12 protein-coding genes are annotated in these 14,649 nt (G+C 49.2%); 10 read left to right on the top strand and 2 right to left on the bottom strand.

What is annotated here, in order from left to right; genetic code table 11:
* The first annotated feature begins 10 nt into the window (after positions 1 to 10).
* Together U2F10_RS21705 and U2F10_RS21700 are read left to right on the top strand one after the other, a co-directional pair.
* Positions 11 to 1,567, top strand: coding sequence for a pentapeptide repeat-containing protein (locus U2F10_RS21705; RefSeq protein WP_499873249.1), 1,557 nt, complete (start codon positions 11 to 13; stop codon positions 1,565 to 1,567).
* Between the two features lie 171 nt (positions 1,568 to 1,738).
* Entirely contained in the window at positions 1,739 to 1,963 is a 225-nt protein-coding gene (locus tag U2F10_RS21700; RefSeq protein WP_499873248.1) for an element excision factor XisI family protein, read from the top strand.
* A gap of 306 nt (positions 1,964 to 2,269) precedes the next feature.
* Here the strand turns inward: U2F10_RS21700 and U2F10_RS21695 are convergent, their stop codons facing one another.
* Together U2F10_RS21695 and U2F10_RS21690 are read right to left on the bottom strand one after the other, a co-directional pair.
* A complete protein-coding gene (locus tag U2F10_RS21695) occupies positions 2,270 to 2,713 on the bottom strand; it encodes a carboxysome distribution maintenance protein McdB (protein ID WP_499873247.1) in 444 nt (147 codons plus the stop codon).
* A 3-nt stretch (positions 2,714 to 2,716) separates the two neighbouring features.
* On the bottom strand, positions 2,717 to 3,481 hold the full coding sequence (locus U2F10_RS21690; RefSeq protein WP_499873246.1) for a ParA family protein: 765 nt from the start codon (positions 3,479 to 3,481) through the stop codon (positions 2,717 to 2,719).
* A 624-nt stretch (positions 3,482 to 4,105) separates the two neighbouring features.
* Between U2F10_RS21690 and U2F10_RS21685 the strand changes: the two genes are divergently transcribed.
* The 8 genes from U2F10_RS21685 to U2F10_RS21650 all read left to right on the top strand — a co-directional run bounded on the left by U2F10_RS21685 (position 4,106) and on the right by U2F10_RS21650 (position 14,640).
* Complete coding sequence (locus U2F10_RS21685; protein ID WP_499873245.1) at positions 4,106 to 4,624, top strand: hypothetical protein; 519 nt, start codon at positions 4,106 to 4,108, stop codon at positions 4,622 to 4,624.
* Between the two features lie 157 nt (positions 4,625 to 4,781).
* Entirely contained in the window at positions 4,782 to 4,979 is a 198-nt protein-coding gene (locus U2F10_RS21680) for a hypothetical protein (protein WP_499873244.1), read from the top strand.
* A gap of 235 nt (positions 4,980 to 5,214) precedes the next feature.
* Positions 5,215 to 6,948: a group II intron reverse transcriptase/maturase gene (ltrA, locus tag U2F10_RS21675; RefSeq protein WP_499873243.1), complete on the top strand. Its 1,734-nt coding sequence runs from the start codon at positions 5,215 to 5,217 to the stop codon at positions 6,946 to 6,948.
* 706 nt (positions 6,949 to 7,654) lie between these two features.
* Positions 7,655 to 9,373: a group II intron reverse transcriptase/maturase gene (gene ltrA / locus U2F10_RS21670; RefSeq protein ID WP_499870311.1), complete on the top strand. Its 1,719-nt coding sequence runs from the start codon at positions 7,655 to 7,657 to the stop codon at positions 9,371 to 9,373.
* Between the two features lie 281 nt (positions 9,374 to 9,654).
* Positions 9,655 to 10,008 carry a hypothetical protein gene (locus U2F10_RS21665; protein ID WP_499873242.1) on the top strand — a complete coding sequence of 118 codons (354 nt, stop codon included), beginning with the start codon at positions 9,655 to 9,657 and terminating at the stop codon, positions 10,006 to 10,008.
* Positions 9,938 to 12,742, top strand: a complete 2,805-nt coding sequence (locus tag U2F10_RS21660; protein WP_499873241.1) for a putative type IV secretion/conjugal transfer ATPase — start codon at positions 9,938 to 9,940, stop codon at positions 12,740 to 12,742. Before U2F10_RS21665 ends, U2F10_RS21660 begins: the two co-directional genes overlap by 71 nt.
* Before the next feature lie 15 nt (positions 12,743 to 12,757).
* A complete protein-coding gene (locus U2F10_RS21655) occupies positions 12,758 to 13,480 on the top strand; it encodes a hypothetical protein (RefSeq protein ID WP_499873240.1) in 723 nt (240 codons plus the stop codon).
* A gap of 59 nt (positions 13,481 to 13,539) precedes the next feature.
* Positions 13,540 to 14,640: a hypothetical protein gene (locus U2F10_RS21650; protein ID WP_499873239.1), complete on the top strand. Its 1,101-nt coding sequence runs from the start codon at positions 13,540 to 13,542 to the stop codon at positions 14,638 to 14,640.
* The last annotated feature ends 9 nt before the right edge of the window (positions 14,641 to 14,649 follow it).

Genomic DNA, 14,649 nt, shown 5'->3' with positions numbered 1-14,649 from the left:
AAAACGCAGGATGCCTATCAATCATAAAAAAGATTACAGAAAACATGTCTTTGAAAAAGGTCAGGACATGTCTCAGTATAAATTTGACAAGTTCGAAAACGCAGACTTGCGTGGGGTTGACTTAAGTGGGCAGGACCTAAGTGGATTCAACTTCTCACATGCAAATATTGGAGGCACAAAATTTGTTCGTGCTAATCTGAAGGAGGCAAATTTCACTTCGGCCTACTGGCAGCTATCTGATAAATGGAAGAATATCAGTAGAGTCATATTTTTCTCATTATCTTTCTTTTCTGGATTGATCTTATGCTACTCAGTCTCTTTGATGCTAGTAGTTCTTGATCCGCCTGTTGAACAAATAAGGGAGAATGGTGGTGAACTCTTTGAGAACTTCAAGCGATTTCCCTTAGAAGTTAGCGCCCCTTTTGCAATCGCTTTATGCTTATCGATTGGAATAGAGCGTTCCATGGGAATAGATATATTCTTTATTCTAATCATAGCAATTACAACAGTTTTTGCTATCTTGATAATGTCATTATTTGATGGAATATCTGCTGCTGCATCTTCATCATGCTTGATATCATTCTTAGGAACAACTACTAGTTTGTTCATAAGGGCTCAAGCTGTGTCTTTAAGGATAGCAGCTGAAGATATCCATCCTCAACTTGTTAAGGCAATTGACTGGTTTCTTTGCTTTGTAGGGATTATGCTCGGCGCATCTTCAAGCGTTGAATCACCTGCACTAGGTGGCCTACAAATCCTCCCAATTGTGCTATCTATTTTCGTGAGCCTTAGAGGAGGCAAGATAGGTTATAAATCTGAGAAAGGTGATTTAAAGTACTCTATTTTTCATCAAAATTCTATCAAATTATTAATAAGGAAAAACTTGACTGCTTTTACTTATGCAAATCTAGAGGATACAAATTTCAGCAATGCTAAACTTAGGGAACAATATATTGATGCTAGAGAAGCAAACATTAAAGGCTCAACATTGCTAAATTTACTTGGTCGTAATGACAAGGAAATTACTGAAGGCGTAGAAGAAAAATTATATATGTCGGAGCCTAATGGAGTAAGTTTTACCACTCAAATGTTGTTGACAATTGTAAGGAATATGTCTGAAAATTCTGGCTTCACTCAAAATTTTAATGCGCCTGTAGGTAGCGTTGCCGGCATTAACAAAGGCAATATGATTACCTACTTTGGTTCTCAATCCGCAAATGAAATAGTTGAGATAGTTGAGAAGCTAGGGAAAATTGCTTCTGACTCATTCCCGTCTGAGCAACGTGAAGATGTTCAGATGCAGCTTGAAGGGTTAGCGTCTGACACACAGCAGCCTGAGAAACCTAGTCCATCCAGATTAAAAAGGCGTATAGTTGCTTTGTTCAAGATACTAGTTGCTGTAGGAGTCGGTGTTGCTGGCACAGCTGACTTTGCTAACAACGTGCTCGATCTATCTGATAAATTACAAGTCTCTAGAACCGAAATCCAAACCCAACTACAAGAAGTTAAGCAGTTTTATCCTGAGTTTAAGTGGCAACCTCTCGCCATCCCTGAAAGCAGAAATTAGAGTGAAGCAATATTTTGAGCGTATTCATGAGCTAATTCAGCGATGGATGCCATCAATTTATGACAAAGAAGAGACATTATTGAGCAACTACTGACCGAGTATAAAGCCGTTCCCTATTCCTAAAGCTCGGTCAAAAAAGAAACTGCCTTCAATTGACGGTGAGATCGCTACTTGATCGTGATCTTAGGTGGGAAAGGTTACCGCTATGAGCATAGCTGCACAGTCAACATTGACATCATCGACGACAAAATCTGGATACAGCGAGACGGCACTGAAGACGACTTTGCCATAGATTTAGAAAATGCAGGCATCCCCAAGGAGCATATCTTCTTAAGCTTTAAGCCACCCGAGCTACGTCCAACTACTGACTACGCAACCTGCACAACTCATTATTAATTAGCTCCTGGCCAGACTGAGGCAGAGCATCTCCTATCGAATGCTGATCCAACCAAGACAGTAGGTCTGAAAACGCTCTGAAGGCTATGAACGATAGCTTTGCTGATTTTATATTCGAACCGTGCAAGAGCTGTTAGACCACAAGGATATGGAAACTACGATGATCTGATCTACACCCATATGCTTTATCGGGATAGACGTGATGTACTACGGAGTCCATGGGATGCGTAAATGGAGGAATAACCTCACAAAATTCTGGCTACTCTCGTGGTGGATCAAATAACCGTCAATAACCCCATAGAGCAGCTAACGCTTTAACCTTTTCTGCATAGTTTCCAGCTTCCTCAAATCTGCCGCTCGCTTCCGCCGCTGATATCGCTTCTTCGCCAGTCCATTCACCACCTTCATAGCCTTCGGATGCTCCACTAGATAAAGGTAGGCCGCCTCAAACCAGACCTCCTTCGTCACCTTCTCATCCAGACAAAGATGGCGTAACGACTTATCAATATGTTCTTCCAACCGCGTCGTAGTACGTACCAATTGCGGTAAGTCCGTCTCATCATGCTGTGTAGACATATTGACGTCAACACCTGTAGACACACCAGCGTCAGTATATCCTGGGGATTCGTGTGCGATCGCAACCGGTTGACCAGACTTCACAACCACTGGATTCGGCTCCAGCTCATCCGTTCGAGGAGGCACACTAGGCCGCTTCCGCTGCATCAACCGTTTCAGAGCATCCTCATTCATCACCTATGCCTGCCTCAATAACTCAATAATCTGGTGCAGCGGATATTCCAGGTCAGCATGGCCCATCTCCGACAGCAACCGCCCTAATCGAATCGCCTGCTTGTATCGCTCACTTTCCAAAATCGAAGTTAAGACTGGGATATGACCGGCTACCTGCCGCATGGCTGAGATCGCCTCCCGACTATCCGTCGCTTGAGATCGGCCAAACCACTTATCCCGAAACGGTAGCACCCCCAACACCTGCCCCCTAAAGGCCCGGATCGCCCTCAACTCCTCTAGCAGGTCCAGGCTGAGCAACAGCGAATTTACCCCCTTCGTGGAAGCCTCCGCTGGTATCAACACCAGGTCAGATGCCCCCACCACCGACAGACAAATCTGCGTGCGCTGGGGTGGTGAATCAATCACGCAATAGTCAAACAATGCTGCCACCGTTTCCAGGCAATACCGCAAGGCCAGGGCTCCCATGCCACTGGTAGCCAGATACTCCTGCACTTTGTGCAATCCCTCATCAGCCGGTATCAAGTACAGATTCTCGTAAGTCAGCGGATAAATCCCATCCGCCATTTCCACCTGCCGCTTCAAAACCTCCAGCAGCGTAGGCGCATCCGGCTGCACCTCATGGCCCAGATAAAACGTCAGATTCGCCTGGGGGTCAGCATCCACCATCAGCACCCGATAGTGCTGATGCGCCAGCAATCGGCCCAACAGCAACGCACTTGATGTCTTTCCCTGTCCCCCCGATAGAGACAGACAGCTCAATGTCTTCATAGCACTTGCTTCCAGTGCGTTTTTTCAAAGCTGTCTCAACTACTGAATGTTTTGACCGAGGCGGGAACAGACATGCAGACATTAAAGCCTTTGCACTATAAGACGTCAATACGTTCTGACGTCAACACTTAAATCATTTCTGCTTTTACACTTTCGAAATCTAGCTAACTTCTACAGGGTTAGTACCACAAATTTTGGCTATTTCTGAGGTTTAAACCCATTAGCAAGCTGGATTTTAGATAGTCAGGATAACTATACAAAGATTGACTTTTGTAGTAAGCGTAACAATCTACCTGCTGACACTATTTAGTGATTAATTTTTCGCAATCTGTTGTGGTTATTTTTTGATTTTAGATATATAAGCAGCTCGATATAAATGGCCATTTTCATTAAGGGCTCAATATCGTGATTAATATCCCAAAAAGTTAAGGATTAAGGTCCTAAACTCATTTTTTGCCTAGCCTGAAAGACAAGATTTATCGATTTATATGTCTGTATCTATAGGCGTTGACAGTCAGTTTTCAATTGCTATATTGAATAAATCCTGTGGATGAATGATATTTTCAATCGCTCTTTTAAATTTCTGTAAATCGCTTCACACTGATCTGATTTTAGGAGGTCTAAATGATCAGTCATGCCCAGAAAAAATGGCCTAATAAATCAAATAAGCTAACCCGATTTATCAATTGGGTTTCTAACAGAAACCGGCAGCCTCCGATTGTGCTTTTGGCAGCAATGTCTGTCAGCTTTCTCTGGGTAGATGCGCTCCTGCATAGTCTGATGTGGCTGCCGACATTCACCGTCGTTTTGGGCAGCAGTTTCACCTGGCGTAGGACATTTACCCACCGATATCCCCTGGCTAGACAGCATATCCGGCGTCGGAATTTTCGTGCCAGAGTCCTGCTGGCAATGGGGCTGGGACTATTGATATCCATGACCTTGATGGCCCATCCGGCCCAGGCTCAGTTCTTTGGTGATGCTGAGAGCTGGATGCAGACCAACTTCGGGGCTGACACGGGCGACGCCATTCCGCTGGTCTTTAACGTACTGCGAGGCCTATTTCTACTGTATGTGGGGATTTCGCTAGTACGGGTGATCAACTCCGCCCGTCAAGATGAGGATTGGGTGCGAGCCGTTGCTTAGAAACTGAATCTTGTTTTAGGTTCAGAGGATTAAGCGCAAGGTAAACAATTACCTTGACAACTGAATGGCCATGTAGGTGAAAGTCCTACCCTGCAGGTGCAGCAGTGAAAGCACTTCCCCCACCTGGGCGACTGGCTCTCAATCGGGTGAAGCGGGGATGAACGGCAGACTTCCGAGAACCGTACTCGGCAACCTGTCTAGCAAGAATCTATGGGTAGCGAAAGCAAAGATGCGGTTAACCATCGTCACGTCTAGTGGGCTACGACGGTTATTAGCCCAAGCCAAAATGGCAAGGATAGGAGCTGGCGATTCCAGTCTCGACCAGCCTGCACTTCCCTTAAACCCGGTGGAGTAGCATCACCCTACGGATTCAACCAATGGTTATTCGGAACGGTTTAATCCGCTTATGTGCTCTTTGTAAGACACTTTCTTAAGACGTTCTCTTAAGACGCTCTCTTAGCAAAGTAGGCAGCCAAGCTGGATGCCATAAGCGGAAAGGATTGTATCAGAAGCAAAGGCCTGGGGTAATGCCCAGGATACGCCGACAGATACACGATGGATTGATGGTAATGAATCAAGTCGCAGTGAACATGTCCAAAACTGAGCTTAACACTACAGTGGAATGGAAGGCATTGCCCTGGCGCACGCTAGAGGCCAAGGTCTTTAAGCTGCAAACGAGAATTTACCGTGCTGAACAAACGGGGGATACCCAAGCAGTACACCAATTGCAAAAGACCCTGATTCACTCATGGGCGGCAAAATGTCTCGCCGTACGTAAGGTTACTCAGGATAATCGAGGTAAGCAAACCGCTGGCATTGATGGTGTCAAATCCCTCAAGCCAAACGAACGCTTACAGTTGGCGCAACAACTCGCTCTCTCGGATAAATCTATGCCTGTCCGACAGGTGTTGATTCCAAAACCGGGAAAATCAGAGAAACGTGCCCTCGGTATTCCAACGATCCACGAACGAGCGCGGCAGGCTCTGGTCAAACTGGCCTTAGAACCTCAGTGGGAGGCAAAATTTGAGCCTCATTCTTACGGGTTTCGGCCAGGTCGTTCTGCTCACGATGCGCTTAAAGCCGTGCAGCACTCGATAAAGCAAAAAGCCAAGTATGTGCTCGATGCTGATATCTCCAAATGCTTCGACCAAATTGACCACACCAAACTGTTGGATAAACTCAACACGTTTCCATCCCTTAGACGTCAGATTCGAGCCTGGCTCAAAGCAGGCGTCATTACGGGCAATACCTGGTTCCCCTCGGAGCAGGGTACACCCCAAGGAGGCGTCATTTCTCCTTTATTGGCTAACATTGCCTTACACGGGATGGAAGAGACGATTCAACAGGCATTCCCACGACGTTACTTCAGAACAGAAGGCAAACGCTGGGATGTTCGCCCGCCCAAACTGGTTCGATTTGCAGATGACTTTGTAATTCTGCATGAAGACCTGAGTGTCATTCAGGGGTGCCAACAGCAAATCTCTACTTGGCTAAACGACTTGGGGTTAACGCTCCATCCGACTAAGACCCTCATCTCTCATACCCTAGTTCCGGTTGAGGGGACTGTCGGCTTTGATTTTCTGGGATATCATTTCCAGCAACATTCAGTCGGAAAACATCGTACTAGCCATGTGACGATCGGCAATCCCAATGGAAACCAACAGGTAAAACCCTTGGGGTATCGGCTCTTTGTCACACCCAGTAAAGAGAGTCTGAAACGGCACATGGCCCGGATCAAAACGGTCATCCAGCAACATAGTCATTCACCCCAGGATGCTCTCATTCGGGTGTTGAATCCTATCATTCGTGGATGGGCGAAATACTTCGGCTATTTCAATGCGAGATCCCAGCTTACGAAGGCTGATTATCAGCTTTATCTCAAGCTTAAGGCCTGGGCAACGGCCCGCTGTACTGGCCGAGGAGCCACTAAGATTGCTGAAAAGTATTGGCATTTTCAAGAGTTAGGTCGTTGGCAGTTTTCAACGGATACTGTTGTTCTTACAAAACACATTCAGCACCGTACAGCTGTCTACACGCCTTTGAATAGTCAACGGTCTCCCTTTGATGGAGACTGGACGTACTGGGCCAAACGCATGGGTCACTATCCGGGTGTTTCATTCCGGGTAGCCACACTGCTTAAACGACAGAAGGGCAAATGCACCCGCTGTCACCTGACATTCACCACCGAAGACCGCATCGAAGTGGATCATATCCTACCCAGAGTTCTGGGTGGCGCAGACACATTCGATAATCTACAGCTGTTACATGGGCATTGTCATGATGCCAAAACAGCCACAGATGGGTCACTTCAGCTTGCTACGTAATTGGCCTTATCCAAACCCTGGTGTTCATTTGGATGAGGTTTAGCAGTCAATCTATTGAGGAGCCGGATGAGGTGAAAGTCTCACGTCCGGTTTTGGTGCGACGTGAAAGTCGTGCGTTCAGCGCCACTGGCGCATTTTGATTAGGAAGCCGTCTTCCCCAGGGGAGCCTTCCTCCCTGTCCCTACGTAAAAGAGTCACTGACTCCGCTTACGCCAGGAGTAAGTAATGAAACTAGCGGAAAGCAAAGCACGAAAGCTCACGATATTGGCAGCCCAAGTTGATATGGAGAGCAAAGGGAAGACTGAAACGGGTTAACGCAAGTGAATCATCATAAGTCTCGTGAGGCGTGAAAGGTGAAATCAGGCTGATACACCTTAACCAAACTGGTAAGTGGGTAGGCAATGAGTCTCAGAACGCTCAAAGCGAAAGGACAATAATCCCACCGGGGTATAGATGGAACCTAATTCAGTCGCAGATCAAACGCACGGAACACGGTAAGCCCTATAGGTTCTCTGGCAAAGGTCGATAACCAGAGTAGGTCAACCGCAAGGACGACACAACTACCTAGAGGGTAAGGGAAATTGGAAAAAGCGAACGCTCCTGGTAATGCGGGAGATACGGGTTCAAAAATTTGCCCGATACCGAAAAGGTAGCTGACTTCCAACAGGTCTTCAACGATAAATCAACGTGAAGAAATCTAACCAACGTGAAAGATAGAGTCAAAATAGACATCGGAACGGTGGGCCGTCTTCAAGTATGGGCTTCCATCAACTGGAAACGCGTCAAGAAGAAGGTACGAAATCTAAGGCAGCGAATTTATCGTGCGACTCAGGAACATCAATGGAATCGGGTGAGAAGCCTGATGAAGTTGATGCTCCGCAGTTACTCTAACCTGCTGCTAGCAGTGCGACGGGTGACCCAGCAAAACCGAGGAAAGAAGACGGCTGGCATTGATGGCCAAGTTGCCCTGACTCCTCAAGCCAGGGTCAATTTGGTTAATGAGATGCAGGCTTACTGCTTATGGAAAGTTCACCCTGCTCGAAGGGTTTATATTCCCAAGGATAATGGGAAAAACCGTCGTCCATTAAGCATCCCCACACTCAAAAATCGAGTCGCACAAGCAATTGTTAAAAATGCACTAGAACCGAGCTGGGAAGCTCGATTTGAGGCACATAGTTACGGTTTTCGCCCTGGCCGCAGTTGTCAAGATGCCATTAAACAATGTCATTCTCGATTGAGGAAAGGCGTGGATACTTGGGCTTTAGACGCCGATATAAAAGGTGCATTTAACAATATCAGTCACGATTATATCCTCAATGCCATCGGGCTAATTCCTGGCAGAGGACTCATTAAACAATGGCTGAAAGCAGGCTATATTGAAGCAGAGGTGTTTTACCCGACAGAAAGCGGAACCGCGCAAGGTGGAATCATTTCACCTGTACTCGCAAATATTGCACTGGATGGAATAGAAGAACTTTTATCTCAATTCAAAAAGGTAAAAGAATATCGAAGTTTCAACCAGAAAACAGGGAGATATCAAACCAAACGCGTATGGAGCAATAAGTATGGATTTATTCGCTATGCGGATGACATTATTGTGACTGCGCCTTCTAAGGAGGACATTGAAGCGGTCAAACCCATCTTAGAGGATTGGCTAAAACAAAGGGGCCTGACATTCAATCGAGAAAAGACGAAAATTGTTCATATCGAACAGGGTATCGACTTCCTCGGATTTACTGTCAGACAATTCAAAGGCAAATGCCTGATCACCCCAGCCAAACAAAAGGTGAAAGATTTCCTCCAGCGCATCAGAGACTGGCTCAGAGCCAATCCCTCGCACAAGCCGGAAGTTGTCATCGGACATCTCAACCCAATTCTCAGAGGATGGGCCAATTACTACAGACATGTTAACAGTGCAAAGGTCTTCTCTTCCCTCGACCATTACATCTGGAAAGCCCTCTTCCAATGGTGCAAGAGGCGGCATCCCAGAAAAGGGAAGCGATGGGTTGTGGATCAATATTTCAAAGTGTTTCGGGAAAAGAAATGGTACTTTACGGCCTCGGCCACAAGCCGAGACGGTCGAGCCATTCACTACTCCCTGACTCACTTGGCAACCATTCCCATCGAACGCCATGTCAAGGTTACTGGCAAGGCATCACCAGATGACCCAACGCTCAGAACATACTGGCAACAGCGTCAAACCCGGCAAGGTAAAATTTACTGGGCCAAAGGCTCGAAGTACTACCAAGTAGCTGAGAACCAAAATTGGCAATGTCCAGCCTGTGAAGAGCACCTGTTTAACGGAGAGCAACTGCATACCCACCATGTAATTAAGGTGGCAGACGGAGGGACAGACCGGGTTGAAAACCTACTCCACCTTCACAAAGTGTGTCATCAGCACCTACACATGGAGACAACCTTCTGAGTTGCAGAAGGCTTGAGCCGGATGGCATGTAAGTGCCACGTCCGGTTCTAAGGGGAGGGAGATGAGGCGACTTACTCTCCCTTACCCGACAAAAAGAGTTCATTTGGAGTAATTCAATGTTCGACTTTACCCAGACGATTGCGCGGACGCCGCTAATCATCATCATTGCAGTCACCGCTGGTGATATTCTCACAACTCTAATTACCGGTTAACGCTTGCATAGTGCTGATTGTCGCTCAGGGTGCAGAGCCAATCGTACTTTCAGGGATGCTTGAGCGGTTATGCCATCCAATTTTCGTCCAGTTAATACCATTCTGGGGTCTCAACCCCGTCTGGGACCAATTCCTGCCGATCAGATTATTCCCTGGTTTTGCATTACTGGGGGAGCGTATCTGGTGGGGCGCGGTTTCAATCTGAGCTGGGTGTCGATTGGGTTTATTACCGCCTGGGGCGTGTCTACCTGGTGGATTCTCACCGGGGGCAAAAGCTGGAAGTTTACGGCCAAATTTGTGCCGACTCCTACCTGGAGTCGTGGCTATGCCCGATATCTGAGGTTTACCAGCGATGAAACAGAAAATCGGCAAACACCGGCTAAAACTCGGCAATCAATTCGTCGGTTCACTCACTCCATTTGAGGATGCTCTCCACCTGGCGGCACTGCTGCGAATCGAGCTGCGGGGGCGACAAGTGGGGGCCTATGTCCTGACCAAAGGAAAGAATCGTGAGCATCTGTGCTTCGTCTTTGGCTTTGACTGCAAGGGTATCCATAACACTCTGACGGAGGAGCAGGTTGAAACAGCGTTCAGTCAGCTGGAGTCGGGGTTAAAGGATTTGCCTGGGAATGAACGACTGACGCTACATCTGGGTTCCTTTTCGTCGGATGCAGAACGGCAGATAGATTTGGCTGGGTTGGGCGATCATGCCCCCAGTCAACCGTTACGTTTTTTGCTGACAGCCGACCGTGCCAGAGTCCAACAGCTGACCCAGCAAGGTCTACGCAAACCTAAATTTCTGCGGCTCTATGCCACCTACACCGTTGAGAGCGGGTCAGAAGGGGCACAGGATCTGATTGAGCGCCTGATCGCCAAGGGCGAAACTCTGTGGAAATCTTTTACGGGTGAACTTCGTCAGGCTAAAAATCAGCGACTGCAAACGTTGATCACCAAAGCCTTTACCGATGGCTTTTTGCTGTGGGAGCAGGTGCTCTCCAACAAGATGGGGCTGAATGTCAGACCACTGGGCGAGACTGATCTGTGGAATCGCCTGTGGAAACGGTTTAATCACAGTGAGCCCATCGACATTCCCCAGCTGATTATCCTGGATGACCAGGGCCTGCATGAGCAAATTAATTCTGAGGTTCACAGCACCACTCTAATCACCCGTGCCGGAGTCCCCACCGCTAATCAAAAATGGGTGAAGGTCAACGGTCAGTATGTTGCGCCCCTCACCTTTATGGAGAAACCAGGCGGTTGGGCCAATGAGTTTTCCCAGCTGCGCTACCTCTGGGAAGTGCTCTCCCGCGATACGGTGGCAGATACTGAGATCTTTTGCCAGCTAACCCGCGCCAACGAAATGCTGGTGAAAACAGCTGTCCAGCGGATGCTGAAGCAGTCCAATATGACCGCCACCCTGGCGGAAGAGGGCAACTCGGTCGATGTGGCAGCAGAACTAAAGGCCAAGCGCTCCATCGAAGCCCAGGAAGAACTTTTCGAAGGAGCCCTGCCGATCCACACTGCCGTAGTTTTCCTGGTTCATCGTCCTAACCTGGAGCAGCTCGACGAAGCCTGCCGCTATCTCCAGAGCTGCTTCCGCCGTCCGGCCTGGGTTGAACGGGAGCAAGATTATGCCTGGAAGGTGTGGCTCCAGACGCTACCCATCGTCTGGGAAACCCTTATGGCCACGCCCTTTAAGCGACGGCAGCTTTACCTGACCGGGGAAGTACCAGGCCTGATGCCTCTGGTGCTGACTCAGCCGTGCGATCGCAGCGGTTTTGAACTGATCGCAGAAGAAGGCGGCAGCCCCATCCATTTGGACCTGTTCAATCAGCATAAAAATCTGGGGCTGTTCGCCACCACCCGCGCTGGTAAATCTGTGCTGGTGTCCGGCATTCTTACCCAGGCGCTATCCCATCGTTTTCCAGTGGTCGCCCTGGATTTCCCCAAACCGGATGGTACGTCCACCTTTACCGATTACACCCAGTTTGTGGGTGGGGCATATTTCGATATCTCCCGCGAGTCCAACAATCTGTTCGAGCAGCCAGACCTGCGTCATCTATCCCCTGATGAACGTAAGGAACGCTATCAAGACTTCCAGTCATTTCTAGAATCTGCCCTGCTGACCATGATCGTGGGCTCAGCGGCCAACGGCTCTGTTATGACCCAGACCATTCGCTCCATCCTGGTGCTGGCCCTCAATGCTTTCTTTGAAGATGCGCAAATCCAACGTCGTTACCTGGCTGCTATGGAAGGTCGCCTGGGCTCTGCTGCCTGGCAACAAACGCCCACATTGGCTGATTTTCTAGACTTCTGTACGGCAGAACGTTTGGATTTCCATCAGGTGGGCGGCAATATCGAAGCGGCCCTCAACATGATTGAGCTGCGGCTGCGCTTCTGGCTCACCAGTCGGGTGGGTAAAGCGATTTCCACGCCATCCAGTTTTCCCACCGATGCCCAGCTGCTGGTCTTTGCCCTGCGCAATCTCGCCAACGAAGAAGATGCAGCTGTCCTGGCCCTCTCTGCCTATTCAGCCGCCTTGCGCCGTGCTTTGGAAGCCCCGGCCTCCATCTTCTTTATCGATGAAGCTCCGATTCTGTTTGAGTTTGACGAAATTGGTGCTCTGATTGGCCGACTTTGTGCCAATGGTGCCAAGGCTGGGATCCGGGTGATTCTCTCGGCTCAAGATCCTGACACTGTGTACAAATCTCCCGCCAGCTCCAAAATATTTCAGAACCTGACCACTCGTCTGATTGGTCGGATTCAACCGATGGCAGTGGAGAGTTTTGAGCACATCCTCAAGTATCCAAAGTCAATCATCAGTCGTAACGCCAGCGACAGCTTTTTTCCGAAACCTGAAGGCGTTTACAGTCAGTGGCTGCTGGATAACAACGGTATCTACACCTACTGTCGCTACTATCCTGCCTACGCCCAACTGGCAGCGGTCGCCAACAATCCCGATGAGCAGGCTACCCGTGCCCTGGTGCTGCGCCATTGCCCGGATGACTTTACCGGCCTGGCCGAATTCTCCAGGCTGCTGGTGGCTGCGATCCAATCTGGTCAGCCTCTCTCAGTCATGACAGAACGCTGGGTTGCTCAGCGTAACCCCCATCCTGAAATGCCCATATCTCCCCTTAATTCTCTTGAAACTTTCTGAATTGGAGACTTTGTTATGAAACCTCGATTTCGTCTATTGTTCGCACCACTCCTGACGGCCACATTGTTGCTGGTCCCCGTGGAGTCTGCCTCTGCCTCGCAGGTGGACACTCTTTTTGAAGATATCTTTGGTATTTTCCGTCAGGCCTTTAAGGATGCCAAAACCTACATCGACGAAACTATCTCAGAACAACTGGACTCTCTCCCCGGAGAGATGGATGTTGTTATCCAAAATGTTCAGGGTGATTTAGGCCTGATCGATCCTAACCAGGCTCGTTCCGAGATTGCGGATACCTTAGCCCAGTCACTAGAAGGCGATCTGGCCCAGTCGGATCGGATATATGCCGCAACGGAAACAGCTAACGAAGTGGATCGACAGCTTACCCGTGCTCAGATTGATTCAATTCTGAGTGAAGAAGGTCAGGCGGCCACTCGCGAGAAGATTACTTGGATTGAAGACACCATCGGTCAGGTCCAACAGCATGGCGATTCTGCTCAGGTAGCCGTCTCCACCCAGGAAGCCATTAAACACATGGCCCAGCAAAATTCCCGCACATCAGAAGTCCTGGGTGCAGTCCAATCTGAACTGCTGCAATCTCGCCAGGATAACCAGCTGGCCAACCTCAATTTGAGCAATATTTCCCAAAGTCTGGATCAAGAAACCCGTGCCCGTCGCCTCCAGTCCATGGGTAACGCCATGGACACCCTGCAAATCAGCGCCCAGGCTCACCTCTTCTAGTCTTTGCCTCTCGACGTCAATCAGTCATGACGTCAGTCACTTTAAGAACCCTTGCCCCTATGTTCTCCAGTTCGCCACTGCCCTGGCTTGCCCAGGTTCCTCGCGACACCGCCGACATCATCGAAGGCGGTCAGATCGCGTCGGAAGCGGTGGCTGAAAGTTGGAATCAGCTCTGGGACAGTGTTCTCCAGGGAGGTCTCTACTTTTCCCTGGCACGGGTCGGTGTCTTGTTTGCGGTGGCCACTCTACTTCTGTTTCTCACTCAATGGACCCGACAGATGGTGGAAGGTGAAAGCAGTCGAGCCTACACCGATTTCATCTGGCCGCTATTGGTGATTGTGCTGCTCTCCAACAACGGTAATCGCTTAGCGGCGATCACCCTTACCCTGCGGGACTACATCAATCAGGTCAATCAGGAAGTTCTAACCTACACTGCCGCCGATATTCGTCTGCAGGAAGCCTATCAAATTGCCATCCTGGAAGATTCTGTTGAGCAGACGATTGTCCAGCGCCGCAACCAGTGCTACGAACTCCAGAACCCAGAAGAGCGGGCCAACTGTATCCAGCTGGCTGCTACCGAAGCCCAAACCTTTATTGAAGACTACCGATCTAGAACTGGTAACCCCAATGCCCTTTCCCGTGCCTGGGAAGAAGCCCAAGCCGGTGGGAATGCAATTGAATCAGGGCTGCGGTTTGGGGGAGCCTTAATCGGTTCCGGGTTTCAGACCGTGACCCGAGGCATTTTGATGGCGCTGCATATCGCCTTTCAGTGGTTACTGGAAGCGTCAATGTTATTAACGGCCACCCTGGGACCGATGGCCGTTGGGGGCTCCCTTTTGCCAGTGGGAGCCAAACCAATGTTTGCCTGGTTAACGGGTTTCTTCTCCATTGCCATTGCCAAGCTGAGCTTCAACATTCTCTCGGGGTTGGTTTCCTTGGCAGTGCTCAACGCTGAAAACTCTCATCCGTTGATCGCTCCTTTCTTTCTGGGGCTGCTGGCTCCAATTCTCTCCTTAGCCCTGGCCTCTGGGGGTGGCATGGCGGTTTTTGGATCACTCACTGGGGCCGCAGGGGCAATTGCGGGGGCTGTTGCCATGGGAGGCGTCGCTCGGTCTCCCCGGCACTGGCGTGGCCGCAGAATGTATCGTCCACGTCGCTAAGCTGACTCG

The sequence above is a fragment of the Leptothoe sp. EHU-05/26/07-4 genome, assembly GCF_043421015.1.
Lineage (GTDB): Bacteria > Cyanobacteriota > Cyanobacteriia > Phormidesmidales > Phormidesmidaceae > Leptothoe > Leptothoe turfae.
This window is presented reverse-complemented; position numbering and strand designations above follow the sequence as displayed.